The organism is Mesorhizobium sp. M0968 (genome assembly GCF_040319065.1).
GTDB lineage: Bacteria > Pseudomonadota > Alphaproteobacteria > Rhizobiales > Rhizobiaceae > Mesorhizobium.
Genome location: NZ_JAMYNL010000013.1, coordinates 1 through 12,017 on the forward strand (window position 1 = coordinate 1; position 12,017 = coordinate 12,017).

Annotated in this window: 10 protein-coding genes; 8 read left to right on the forward strand and 2 right to left on the reverse strand. The window is 59.9% G+C overall.

Translation table 11 applies throughout. From position 1 onward, the window contains the following. Nucleotides 1–100: 100 nt before the first annotated feature. Nucleotides 101–691, reverse strand: coding sequence for a DEAD/DEAH box helicase (locus NKH67_RS21150; RefSeq protein WP_353031767.1), 591 nt, complete (start codon nt 689–691; stop codon nt 101–103). Between the two features lie 316 nt (nt 692–1,007). On the opposite strand from NKH67_RS21150, the gene NKH67_RS21155 reads away from it, so the two are divergent. The 6 genes from NKH67_RS21155 (at nt 1,008) to NKH67_RS21180 (ending at nt 9,482) form a co-directional block, all read left to right on the forward strand. Further along, on the forward strand, nt 1,008–1,580 hold the full coding sequence (locus NKH67_RS21155) for a hypothetical protein (protein ID WP_352502354.1): 573 nt from the start codon (nt 1,008–1,010) through the stop codon (nt 1,578–1,580). Further along, complete coding sequence (locus tag NKH67_RS21160; RefSeq protein ID WP_352502353.1) at nt 1,577–2,959, forward strand: hypothetical protein; 1,383 nt, start codon at nt 1,577–1,579, stop codon at nt 2,957–2,959. Before NKH67_RS21155 ends, NKH67_RS21160 begins: the two co-directional genes overlap by 4 nt. Continuing rightward, entirely contained in the window at nt 2,956–4,131 is a 1,176-nt protein-coding gene (locus tag NKH67_RS21165; protein WP_352502352.1) for a helix-turn-helix domain-containing protein, read from the forward strand. The genes NKH67_RS21160 and NKH67_RS21165 overlap by 4 nt, the downstream gene beginning before the upstream one ends. After that, the gene (locus tag NKH67_RS21170; protein WP_352502351.1) at nt 4,106–4,747 is read left to right on the forward strand and encodes a PIN domain-containing protein; all 642 of its coding nucleotides are present in this window, start codon (nt 4,106–4,108) and stop codon (nt 4,745–4,747) included. The genes NKH67_RS21165 and NKH67_RS21170 overlap by 26 nt, the downstream gene beginning before the upstream one ends. Nucleotides 4,748–4,857: 110 nt before the next feature. Beyond that, nucleotides 4,858–5,781 (forward strand): aminotransferase, encoded by a 924-nt coding sequence (locus NKH67_RS21175; protein WP_352502350.1) that lies wholly within the window; start codon nt 4,858–4,860, stop codon nt 5,779–5,781. After that, nucleotides 5,781–9,482: a DEAD/DEAH box helicase gene (locus NKH67_RS21180; RefSeq protein ID WP_352502349.1), complete on the forward strand. Its 3,702-nt coding sequence runs from the start codon at nt 5,781–5,783 to the stop codon at nt 9,480–9,482. The genes NKH67_RS21175 and NKH67_RS21180 overlap by 1 nt, the downstream gene beginning before the upstream one ends. 772 nt (nt 9,483–10,254) lie before the next feature. Here the strand turns inward: NKH67_RS21180 and NKH67_RS21185 are convergent. Beyond that, complete coding sequence (locus NKH67_RS21185; protein WP_352502348.1) at nt 10,255–10,716, reverse strand: hypothetical protein; 462 nt, start codon at nt 10,714–10,716, stop codon at nt 10,255–10,257. 158 nt (nt 10,717–10,874) lie between these two features. Between NKH67_RS21185 and NKH67_RS21190 the strand changes: the two genes are divergently transcribed. After that, on the forward strand, nt 10,875–11,636 hold the full coding sequence (locus NKH67_RS21190; RefSeq protein ID WP_352502347.1) for a hypothetical protein: 762 nt from the start codon (nt 10,875–10,877) through the stop codon (nt 11,634–11,636). 104 nt (nt 11,637–11,740) lie between these two features. Further along, nucleotides 11,741–12,016 carry a hypothetical protein gene (locus NKH67_RS21195; RefSeq protein WP_352502346.1) on the forward strand — a complete coding sequence of 92 codons (276 nt, stop codon included), beginning with the start codon at nt 11,741–11,743 and terminating at the stop codon, nt 12,014–12,016. Nucleotide 12,017 lies beyond the last annotated feature (1 nt).

The window sequence follows — 12,017 nt, forward strand, 5'->3', positions numbered from 1 at the left end:
GTTCCGGCCTATTGCAGAAGGCCGGAACGACGCCCGACACCAACGAAACTGCAAAGCAATGAGGGGGTCAGTTCTTCGTTTCGCCCCAGGGGTCAAATCCTCACTTCGCTTGACACAGCTTGAAGGCGCTTTGTTCCAATAGAGAAAATCGCGTCTCCTTTTCCTCTAGGCTGAGGTCGCTATTGATGAACGTTGCTGGGACTTTCTTTTTGAGCAGATCGGAAACCTGCTCCGACATCAGCGTCTTAAGTGGGGAAACGACTATCGACACCCCGCGCCGGAGAACGGCTGGGAGTTGGAAGCAAAGCGTTTTACCTGATGCCGTGGGGCTGACGACCAGCACTGATTTCCCGGACAGTGCGGCCAAAACAATAGGCAACTGCCCACTGCGAAAACGTTGCAAACCAAACAAGTGAAGGGCCGGGCCGAAGTTGCCACTGGCTTCCGAGATTGTGCCCTCTCGGTCGAGCCAGCGCGCAATCGCTATAGCCCACCGTTCCAACGCCCGGCGAGCCAATCCTCCAGCGAGATTTGGGTGATGGCTGGCGTGACATCCGTCGCAGAGGGTGACAAGGTTCGATAGTTCATCCGATCCGCCCATAGATCGCGGGAGAAGATGATGAACATCAGCTTCGCGCGATTTGAGCCCGCGGCCACAAGACACGCACCGATAGCCGTCACGCCGCAGCACTTGACGGCGGGTGGTCTCCCAATTGTCCGATACGATGTTCAGCGCATCCCCCAGACTTTGAGAATAGCGAGTAGACTGTTGCCCGCCAACTCCCCACGTCTGCCGTCACTGGTTATGCCTTCAGCTCAGTTTCGCGGTCGCCGCGAAATGTGACCGCCGGCGCGATCGGGGACAAATTGGGACTCTGGCCAGCTATCGCCACCAACCTCGTTGGAAGAGACATGCGGTCGGAGACACTCTGCAAATCCAAGGACTCCAACGAACGTTGACATTGTCGGATTTATTTTGTAACTTTCTGACATTGGAGATTGGGGCAATGAGCGACGGACCGCACAGAAGTCTGCCAATGCGAAGGCCCTGGAAAGAGGTGGCCAAGCGCGGAGATCAGCGCACCTATGATTCTGCGCAGGTGACCGAAGCTGCGACTTATGCCCTGACCAGTGATTTCAAGAACGAGGTCTCCGGCGCGCTGATCAGCGCGTTGAAAAGCGTGTTCAATGGCCGGGAAAACTCGTTGCGGCTTCCGGAAATCGCGCTTGACCAACTCGAGGCCGCAAAGCCACTGGCAGCCGGCTCCGTGTTCGGCACGAACGCCGTTTCTTGGTGCGTCCAACTTGTACATGAGGGTCGGATGGACCCGGATGCGCTTTACGAAGCCGTAGGCCTTGCTGCCAAGGAACGCGGCTTTGCAGCAACGCGACAGGTTGAGGAGCACTTCCTTCGGAAATCCAGTCAGCGACGGGCCGACGGCGTCAGCTCTAGGTTGGAAGGCGCGATATCCGGAATGTCGGAGGGCCGGCTCGGATCGATGCTGATCGATCCGCAGCCAATCGCACGTCGTGCGCCGAGCAAGCGAACCGACATCAACGACGGGGTGCCACTGTCATGAGCGCTCTGGCGCGACTTCTCGAGCTCAATGAATTGACCGTGGACGTGGTCGAGGCCGGCGCGCGACCACGCCGAGGCTCCGTCGCTTGTGAGTTGGGTCAGAACATCACGTTCTCAACAGAGATTCTTGAAAGCTTCTCATCGACCAATTGGCAGGCGGTCGTCTATGACGCGCTGGTCGTCTCGGCGGCGGTAGAGTTCTGTGATCGCGGCTTGGCGCGCAGGGCGCTGAATTGGGGCCGCCGCTTCGACGTGCGGGTGCCGGTTCATGATCCGGCAAGGTGGTCCGACGGACACGTTTCTCGTTCTCTCGTCGAGGCACTGAACCTGCTGACCGGAGATGACTGGCACTTCGAGTTTCGTGCAAGACGCGTGTCGTCCGTGCCGCCCGCTCAGAACCGTATGGAATTCCCCTACGATGCCGATGCGGTCATTGCCTACAGCGAGGGCATGGATTCGCGCGCGGTGGCTGGGCTTGAAGGCAAGCGCTTGGGCAGCCGTCTGGTACGCGTCCGGGTTGGCACCAAGAAGCCAGACACCCCGAAGAAGGAGCGTGCCAGGCTGCCGTTTGCGGCCGTTCCGTACGAGGTCAGGCTGGGCAGCAACAATGCCGAAACGACTGCGCGCAGCCGAGGATTCAAGTTCGCTCTTGTCGCAGGGATTGGCGCCTATCTGATCAATGCCCCGGCCGTAATCGTGCCCGAAAGTGGGCAAGGCGCGCTGGCACCAGCCATCCTTCCGGTTGGGCAGGGGTATGCGGACTACCGCAATCACCCGGTCTTCACGGCTCTGATGGAGAAGTTCGTCAAAGTCCTGCTTGGACACGGGCTTCGATACCGATACCCACGCTTGTGGACGACGAAAGGAGAGACGCTGCGTGAGTTCATCGATAACTGCGGTCCCGAGGCTTCATCCTGGGCAGCCACGCGCTCGTGCTGGCAGCAATCACGGCAAGCGTCCGTATCTGGAACCAGGCGCCAATGTGGCGTCTGTGCTGCGTGCATGCTTCGTCGCTTGAGCGTCCATGCTGCCGGCGAGAAGGAAGCGCATGACATCTACGTATGGGAGACCCTGAGCGCGCGGACTTTTGAAGACGGAGCGAATGCCAACTTCAACCATATCACAACTGCTCTGCGCGAGTATGCCCTCGCAGGGGTTCTTCACTTTGAGCACTTCTCGTCGTTCCGCGATTCTACCCAGCACGCACTCCTCAAACGTCGCGCTCAAAGCGAGCTGGCAAGATCGTTGCAAGAGCCAGTCGACATGGTTGCCAAAAGCCTCGATCGGCTTCTGCAACAACACGCCACGGAATGGCGAGCATTCACGAATGAGCTTGGCGAGAGCTCGTTCGTGAACAGATGGATAGATATCGCATCATGAACAAACCAGGCCATGAGTTAAGCCCTGTTGAATTGGGCGAGAGATTGAAGGTCGCAAGAGAGACCGCGAATGTTAGGCAGGAGGTTGCCGCGACGACGGCCGGAATTGCTCGGACAACGCTCGTCGCCATCGAAAAGGGACAGCGCGCTGCACGTATCGAGGAGCTCCAGGCGCTGAGCCGTTGTTATGGCGTATCTATGAATTCGCTGCTTCGCCGTGAGGCGGTCCATGTAGACCTCGTTCCGCGTTTCAGGGCTCTCCCCGAGACCGGAGACACGGGGATCGACCAGGCCGCGCGAACGCTCAATGACTTGGTTCGTGCTGAAGTCGAGCTTGAAAATATTCTGGGCGTCCAGAGAAGCCATAACTATCCCGTGGAGAGGACCATACTCCCGGGCGACGTGCGGACGCAGGCCGAGCATGATGCGCAGAATTTACGACATTGGCTGGGGCTGGGAGAAGGCCCCGTCCAAAATCTGTTTGCCCTGATGGAGCTGCAGCTTGGCGTGCGCATCTACAGCCGCAAGCTCGATCCGAAGGTCTCAGGCCTGTTCGCCTATGACGAGGCCGTGGGCGCATGCATTCTGATCAATTCCAGTCATCGGAGAGATCGTCGCAATCAGACCGGCGGCCATGAACTCGGGCATTTTACCGCGACCCGGCGTGTGCCTGAAGTCTATCAGGACGAGAAGTACGACAATTCGCGGGAGGAACGCTACGCAAACGCGTTTGGCCGGGCGTTTCTCACGCCAGCGCGCGCGGTCATGGAGAAGTTCAACGAGATCACCACCGGATCGAGCCATTTGACTCGGCGCCACATTATCCTGCTCGCACACTTCTTCGGTGTGTCCCGCCAGGCGATGGTTATGCGGCTCGAAGAACTCGGACTGACCAAGAAGGGGACGTGGCACTGGTTCAAGGACAACGGCGGCATCAGCGATGAGCAGGTTCGGCAGGTTCTCGGCTCGGACGCTTACGACTCGTCCGCGTTCGATGGTCCGCTATCGTCGCGACTTTTCCTGCTCGCGATCGAGGCTTGGAAAAAAGACCTGATCAGCGAAGGCCAGATGTCGGAGATGCTGAAACTGGGGCGCGCGCAGGTTCGCGAGCTGCTCGACGAAGCAGCGGCGGAAGAGGATGAGGCAGATGACCTTTTCAAGCTGTCTCACTGAGGAGGACAGTGCGCTCGCTCTAGATTCCAGCGTCGTCATCAACCTCCTGGCGACGGGACGGGCTCGTCCTATCCTACAGGCGTTGTCCAAGCCGATTGTGATCACCGACAACGTGATCCGCGAAATCGAGCGCGGCGCCGTTAGCGGACGTCCCGAGGTCGATCTGTTAACTCAGATGATCAGCGATCAGTCCGTGCGCGTAAGCGAGCTTGATGGACCAGCTCTGCAAATATTCTTCGATCTTGTGTCGGGGAGCGCCGCAGAGTCGCTCGGCGATGGCGAAGCCGCGACGCTTGCCTTCGCCCATGCCAATAATTGTTCGGCGGCCATCGACGAGAAGAAGGCGACAAAACTGTCCGCTGATCGCTTCACCGCGTTGCGGCTTGCCACAACCATCGACATCCTCGCGTTTGACGCGGTGCGATCTGCGCTCGGAAAGGCAGCATTGGCCGAGGCAACGTTTCAGGCGCTTCACTTAGCCCGGATGCAAGTTCGGGAGCACCAGTTCGAGTGGATTCATGCGTTGATAGGGCCAGATAAGGTTGCCACCTGTTCGAGTTTAAAGCGATTGTCTAATAGTCACGCAAAAAGATCTCTCGAGCCTGTCATTCGATAAGGCAGCCGTGCACGGCTCGCCTTTCAAGAACAATGAAGCAATATTGACCATCGCGCGGGCGCGATTTGGGAAGGTCTAACTGCAACATGCTGCACAATTGCCCTCCGCCAATGCCTTTGCTCAACCGTTGGCTTCGCGGGGCCGCGCGGGTGAACGGAAACTATGGGCATCTGCTTTTCGAGCAGGTGATGCCGAGTGATAATGCCGTCGTCGACGAACTTCGCCCCTATTTCGAATCCGCGCACCTTGACGCGCGGGAGGTGTTTCATCGTGCCGCTCGGATCGACCTCCATCCCGATGCCGACGGACCGGGGGGAAATGCACAATATCCGAACTGTCTCCCGGCCACTGCGAGGAAGGGGCTGTTTGGAGAGGTAATGGCCGGCCTGATGACCCAAGCTTACCAGTTCATCGGCGGCCATCAATGGTCGATCCCGATCTTCCTGTTCCGCTATCATGCCGAAGTCGAGGCCTACATCTTCGATCTAGCGCGTGATGCGGCTCGCGTCCGAGAGGTTTCCGGTCGCCATGGCAATGACTTCATTGCCCTGGGGATCGATCCGGCCAGTGGCCAGGTAGTGCGGTTTATTGCTGGCGAGGCGAAGTGGCGCGCCGCGCTGACACCAAGCGCCATGAACGACATGATGCTTGGCAATTGGACCGGTCCTGCAGGAGCCAGAGTCCGCGGCAATGACGGCGTGTGGAACGAGATGAACCGTGGGCTCGCGGCACCGCAAGGGCTTGAGCAGATGCACCGGCTCCTGTGTGAGAAAGCCCGGGAAGATTATGCGGAGGCAATAGTCTCGCTCGATCGAGCCTTGCTGGTTGGCGCCGCGCCGCTGCCGCGAACCGATCTGGTCTTCGTCGCCGGCAACCGGTCGGCGCGACGGGCCGTGGGCGATGCCTTCCTGCCTACGGGCGCTCCGCCCCCGGAATACACTGCGGGGAGACCGCTTCAGGTTGTCGAGCTGGTGGTCGAGGGCGGCGTGGAGCTAATCGAGCAACTCTATCGTTCGCTATGGAATAACCGCTGATGGCTCGGCTCGATGAACAGCGTCGCGCACTGGCTATGGATCTCCGCTTCAATCGGGCGACCGCGAATGAACTGACACCCGCGCAGGCGCGGCTGTTTGTCCGAAGCCTGCAAACCTCCTGGCAAGTGCCTCCCATAGCCTGGGTAGCGAGGGAATCCCATGAGCAGTTCGACGATGCTCGGCGGCTGTTGCACGCCGCTGGGATCTTCCGCGAGATCGACGGCTTGGGCTCACCGGCATCTCTCGATTGCTACCGTCGCGCTGCAGAACTGCTCGAGTGGCTGACACGAGCATCGGATGCGGTTACGCGCGATGTGCCTGTCGGCCTGCTTGCCGCTGGAGCTTACCAGCTGGCGGGCCTGCCGGCTATGGCGACAAGTCTGCTGCGACAGGGTGGCTATGGCAGTGGCGTCGCCGAAATCTTTGCGGCCTTCCTGAGTGCTGACTTCGACCGCCTACTCGAGCAGTCTGGCGCATTCTGGAGAGATAATGCGGCGCTCACCGGGCGCGACGGCTCGGCGCCGCTGCTGGCTGCCGAGGAGGACGCGGGCATGGAGATCGACGATCCTGCCGAAGACAATCCCGATGTCGCCTTCGGGCTGCGCGATCGCGTCGAGCCGGAACCGCCGCGCGCCGGCAGCAGAATTGGCTGGTATGTGGTGGTGGAGCTGGTACGGGCTGTTGGTCTCATTGGAGACAGTCTACGTCGCGGCAACAACTCGCGGCTGACACAGGCGATTGCCAAGTTGTCGGGGCTCAGTGCCTTGGCGACGCGCCTGTCCAGCGACGAACTGTGGGTCCTGATCAACCTGATAGAGGCGACTGCAACACGCTTTGCTGCCAATAGTCTCCACAGCCGCGTGGCAATTCTCGCCGCGCGCGCGCCCAATCACCAATTACGGATGTGGCGCTTCGCGCGTGAGCAGTTCGCGCGTGGCCGCGGCGTGTTGTGGAGCTCTCAAGTCCAGGGGCTCGAGCGCCTCATCGCCAGTGACAGCTTTGCACTGTGCACGCCCACGGGATCAGGCAAGACGCTTGTTGCGAATCTAGCCTTGGTGAAAGAGTTGCTTTTAGTCAACACCCAGCCCGGCGAGGCACCGTTAGCGCTCTATCTGGTTCCTTCACGAGCTTTGGCGAGCGAGGTGGAAGCGAAGTTGACGGCAGAGCTCGGCAACGACCTGATCGTGACGGGGCTATACGGCGGCGCCGATTGGGGGATCACCGATTATTGGCTGACTGCGGACCGCCCCGTGGTCCTGATCGCGACAGTCGAGAAGGCCGAGGCCTTGATGCGCTATGTCGGCCATTTGCTTGTGCAACGTCTGCGACTCCTTATCATCGATGAAGCGCATCAGGTCGTCAGCGAAGGCGATGCTAATGCACAGGAAGCGCTCGCCACGCATAGCAGTCGAGCGATGCGGCTTGAGGCGATGGTCTCGCGCCTGCTCGCGATCAAGCCGGATATGGCGCGGATCGCGTTGACTGCAGTCGCGGGCGGTGCGGCACTCCCCGTCGCTCAGTGGGTCGAAGGCCGTATGGACGCGACCCCGGTCGGTGTCGGCTATCGTAGCAGCCGTCAGCTGATTGGGGGGCTGCGGGTCAATTCCCGGCGCGCGCCGGAAGCCGTGCTCGACATCATGAATGGTCAGACGCTCTATGTCCGCGGACGCGATGCGCCGGTCTATCTCCCGTTACGCATTCCCGCGATGCCGCTTCCCTCCGCGATCATCCGAAATAGTCTACCTCACTACAATCAGCTCTACGTTTTGTGGACGGCCTTGCATCTGCTCGAGGGCAACAGGCGGGTGTTGATATCGGTCGCGCAATCACCGGAGCGTTTGATGAAGCGCTATACGGAGGCCTTCGATCTTCCGGGTTGGCAAAACGTGCCACCGTTTGTTCCGCCAGCCGATCCGGATGGCCAGGCCCGGTTGCAGGAGACCCGCGCTGCCTGCGTCGACTATTGCGGTGCGCAGTCCTTTGAAGTGCGGCTGCTCGATCGCGGTATTGCGACAAGTCATGGCCAGATGCCACAGCGCTTACGACGGCTGATGACCGATCTAATCGACCGCAGAATCTGCCCCGTTACGCTCGCGACAGCGACGCTGACCGAGGGGGTTAACCTGCCGTTTGACATTATATTTCTCACCAGCCTCGAACGGCGCAGCTTCGACGCGCAGGTTGGACAGCCCATTGTCATTCCGATGTCGACCGCCGAGTTTCGGAACCTGGCGGGGCGCGCCGGTCGGCCGGGCGCCGCTGAATCGATCGAGGGTATGACGCTCGTTGCCCTTCCGGAGGCGGTCTCGACCACCGCGCGAGGCCAGCGCACAGAGCAGGTGCGTCAAATCCGACGAGCAGCTCAGGATTACAACAATCTGCTTGGCCGGCTTCAGGCTGAGGACGCGGCCGGCGCTGTCCATAGTCCGCTCGTCATCCTGTTGCGATCGATCTGGCAAAAGGCCTCGGTACAATTCGGGCTTCAGACCGAAGATCAATTCGTAGCCTGGCTGGAGGCGACGCTGCCTGAAGGTGCCGGTGCCAACCTTGGTGTCGCGTCACGGACCCCGGCTGACCAGCTCGGCGACAGTCTGGACGAACTCGACGGATTTCTTCTCGCCGCCAGCGAGGAACTTAGCCACATCGAACTGGCCGGCATCGACGGTGCGCGCGCCGAGATTTTTTTGCGCGATTTGTGGCAACGCACCTTCGCCAGAGTGACTGCCGCTGAGGAGGCGTGGCTAGAGCGAAGCTTCGTGAAGCGCGGAAGAGCATTTGTGGAGCGGCTTTACCCAAACCCGCAACAGAGGCGGCGGCTCTACCAATATGGTTTCACACCGTATATCGGCCGGCGTTTCGAGTTCGTGGCACCCCAGTTGATAGCAGAACTGCAAGGGGCGCTTGGGTATAGCGCGTGGACCGCTGAGCATCGTTTCGCGTTGCTCGTCCGGCTCGGCGAACGCATTCGCGCCGAGCCCGGGATCGGTTTTCGGGTCCGCGACACGATCGGGGATCAATTCTTGCTTGCCAACTGGCGCGGTATCATGGGCTGGTGGATGCAACTGCCAGCCGCAGTGGCTCCCGATGCCGAGCCCCTGCGCTCATGGCAGCGGTTCGTGGCCGAGAATATCGAATTCAAGCTTGGCGTCGCGGTGGGCGCGGCGGTGGCCCGAGCTTGGGGCGAGAATGCCGGTGATTTGGAAACACCTACCCTCGAAACCTGGCGCGCGACCAGTGGCCTGCCCTGGGTCGGATTCTGGTTCCGCGAACTGCTACGTTGGGGGACGCTCGATCCCTTTGTCGCCTTTGCGCTCGCGCAAGGACTGGCACGGACGCGCGAGGAGGCGGCCGCTCGACGTCCCGCGTTCGAAGCATGGCTTGCCCAAGAAGGGTTCGATCGTAACGCCGAGACGCTGATCGACCCGCAACGATTCCTCGCATGGCAACGATCCCTCCTTGCGCAGCGAGACGCAGCCGAGGCGGTGCGGGGAATCGCAGCGCAGCTTACGACGGTGGACGGTCGGCGCGGGTTGTATGATGTACGCCCGATTGTTCGCAACGATGGCATCGATTGGATCGATGCTGCCGGATATTCGGTAGCCCGATCGCCCTACTCAGCCGAACTGCTAACCGGCCATCCTGAGCGACATGATTTCAGGCTCACCGCTCTACCGGCAGCGGAAGTAACACGAACCTTTTAGGTTGAGGCAAATGCCCACTATCGAGCATCAGCGATTAGGGACAATACGAAGACATCGTCGCCCCGGTCGGCCAAGGCTGCGGAAGTTAAAACTAAAAAAAGGGGGCCATCGCTCGTCGTGTCGTCTTCGAGCAGTTTTCAATGGCATTCTCCCCATAGGCGACGTCGAAATTGCACGATCCGTGGCGCTTCTGGGCGAAAGGGCGAGAATCCCCCAACAAAACCGCCATCACCCAACTATCTGATATTTATACTGGAATGGCGCACCCGACAGAATTCGAACCTGCAAGAGGCCACAAGGTCGTTATGGAGAACCGGGTGACCTCGGCATCGACAGCGCTGAGTCTACGGCTTTGCCTGAGAACTCAAATGCGGCTGGCACGCCATCCCTATGTTTTATAGATCTTCGCGCCGGCAACCGTCGGTGCGCCAAGGAAGAACGGCGCATAAACAGCAGTCCTGCGCGCGTCCACAACAGTGGACGGTTGTCGCGCGTAGGACGGAGGAAATTCGCCCCCGCCGAGGGCGGTGAACGGGACAGCCGTAGGAGCGTCAGCATAGCGCCGGCCGCAGGACGGGACGCGGGACCGACTGTCCCCGTCCACGGCGTCCGCATGTTTTGCGTCAGGATGGAAGTTGACCGGCCGAGATCGCGGCCGGTTCCAGTTCTCAGCAGTCCGGTCGCTGATCGGCGAAGATGCCATGGGATTGACCCGCACTTGCGCCGAGTTACCCCTGAAGAGATCGATGAGGTCTTGCATCCTTCAACTCCCTCAATTGCGTGGAAGCTTGTGAACTTCCAGCCTGACAGGCCCGCCCCTGTCACAACTCGTGCAAAAAAGCGCGCGCTCGACCGAACTGAACAGAGCGCCTTTTCCATAGCGCTCGATGAGTCCGGCAGGCTTTACCGTTGCATGGTGCGAACAGGATCTGCACCACGCCCGCAACAGATGCCACTCGCGAATATCTCCGAGCGCCACATCTATGCCGGCGTGAACGCTGCCGTCGATGATGGTCTGTGGCGAGATCTTCACCTCGCCTGGTGTCAAGATTTTCTCCATGACATGCCGACTGTTGTAATGGATCAGCAACATGCCCGGCCGGCGCCGGATGGCGGCTTGCCAGGCTGCCTGACTCACCGTTGAGTCGGGGGAACGCGAAATTGTTTCTGCCAAAGCCTGCTCTTCGCGATCCCAGACCTCGATCCGAAAATTGTCTTCCGCTGTTTTTGCCATAGCCTCGCCGGCCAGCGCGATTGACGCCGAGCCATGGTCCTTTGCTGCTCCAGATCAAGCTGAAATAAGGAACATATTCCTCTCCCGTCAAGAGCAAGCTCGACTCTTTGTTCTCATTTTGTTCACATTGGCAGGATGAGGTCATAAGGAGGCGAACCATGGACCTTCGCTTGAACATCGAGGACGCAACATCCGAAGAGCTCGCACGCGGCATCGCGGCAGCCGAAGCCGTGTTTGCACACGCCGGCATTACGGCTTTGGAAGGCGCAGAAGGACTGTTTGCGTTGGAAGGATGGGATATCAAAGGCTTTCCCGAAGACGACAAACCTACGGAGGACGAGGACCGAGCCGCCACAGTTTGGTTGGAAGCCGACGAGGCTGCAGCCGCTGCATGTTGTGCAGGCTGGCCTGATGAAAAAATTCCGCACCATCAGATCATGGAGTTGATCGATGTTCCCCGCACGAAGTTGCAAGCTGAAGCAATTCCAGACACCTGGCCGGAGCGGAAGCAACTCTATCCCGACGTCGTCAAGCGGCTGGAGATCACGACCGGCCCGGACCGCCAGATCGATTTCGATATTGCTTTCGTTCTCGGTTGGGTTCCCGAGCGGCCGACGTTGGATCGAGTTGAGCCGCTTTCGGAAGATGGAGACCGTATCCCCTTTTTCACCAGCGACCTCGCCCAGGTCGAAGAAATGGCTCGCAAGGCGCTCAAGGACTGGACAATCGAGATTGACCGAGATCCCTGTGATGCCCACGTTTTCGACCCGGCGGCCGGCGATGACGATGACGATGATGAATTGCGCATGGCGGCATGGCGTGATTTCGACGGCTCCTTGCATATGGAGAAGCCGCCAGCAAATCCTGCAATCGCGCTGACGCTGGCAATGATGCGCGGCCAGTCAATGCATTTCGAATAGTGGTCAAACGCAGTCGGGGCTCACCAACCCCATCGGTCATAGACCGCGACTGGCCACACCAGGTTGCGCTGCCGGATGACCTCTGCACCGACCGGAACTTCACCATGATCGCGAAGTTCTGCCAGGAACGAGGGCTTAAGCACCAGACGCGGCATGTGCAGGCGATATGGCCGAGTGGCAAATATGAAACCTATCGGCTCCATTGCTTTAGCGATGCCGCATCGGCAGAGGTGTTCCGTGATCATTTCGAGGGGCTGATGTTCGATCCGAGGCGGGATCGGGAGAATGGAAAGTTGCGGGGCGTGTGGCGCCGCACGGGCGAATACATGCCAGTTCTCGATCTCGGTCCGCTCAGCGTACCGGAGATCTTGCGGAGCTAAG

Bases quoted from the DNA above. Each gene is read 5' to 3' on its own strand.
- NKH67_RS21155 (WP_352502354.1), top strand. From the start codon at position 1,008: ATGAGCGACGGACCGCACAGAAGTCTGCCAATGCGAAGGCCCTGGAAA.
- NKH67_RS21160 (WP_352502353.1), top strand. From the start codon at position 1,577: ATGAGCGCTCTGGCGCGACTTCTCGAGCTCAATGAATTGACCGTGGAC.
- NKH67_RS21165 (WP_352502352.1), top strand. From the start codon at position 2,956: ATGAACAAACCAGGCCATGAGTTAAGCCCTGTTGAATTGGGCGAGAGA.
- NKH67_RS21170 (WP_352502351.1), top strand. From the start codon at position 4,106: ATGACCTTTTCAAGCTGTCTCACTGAGGAGGACAGTGCGCTCGCTCTA.
- NKH67_RS21175 (WP_352502350.1), top strand. From the start codon at position 4,858: ATGCCTTTGCTCAACCGTTGGCTTCGCGGGGCCGCGCGGGTGAACGGA.
- NKH67_RS21180 (WP_352502349.1), top strand. From the start codon at position 5,781: ATGGCTCGGCTCGATGAACAGCGTCGCGCACTGGCTATGGATCTCCGC.
- NKH67_RS21185 (WP_352502348.1), bottom strand. From the start codon at position 10,716: ATGGCAAAAACAGCGGAAGACAATTTTCGGATCGAGGTCTGGGATCGC.
- NKH67_RS21190 (WP_352502347.1), top strand. From the start codon at position 10,875: ATGGACCTTCGCTTGAACATCGAGGACGCAACATCCGAAGAGCTCGCA.
- NKH67_RS21195 (WP_352502346.1), top strand. From the start codon at position 11,741: ATGATCGCGAAGTTCTGCCAGGAACGAGGGCTTAAGCACCAGACGCGG.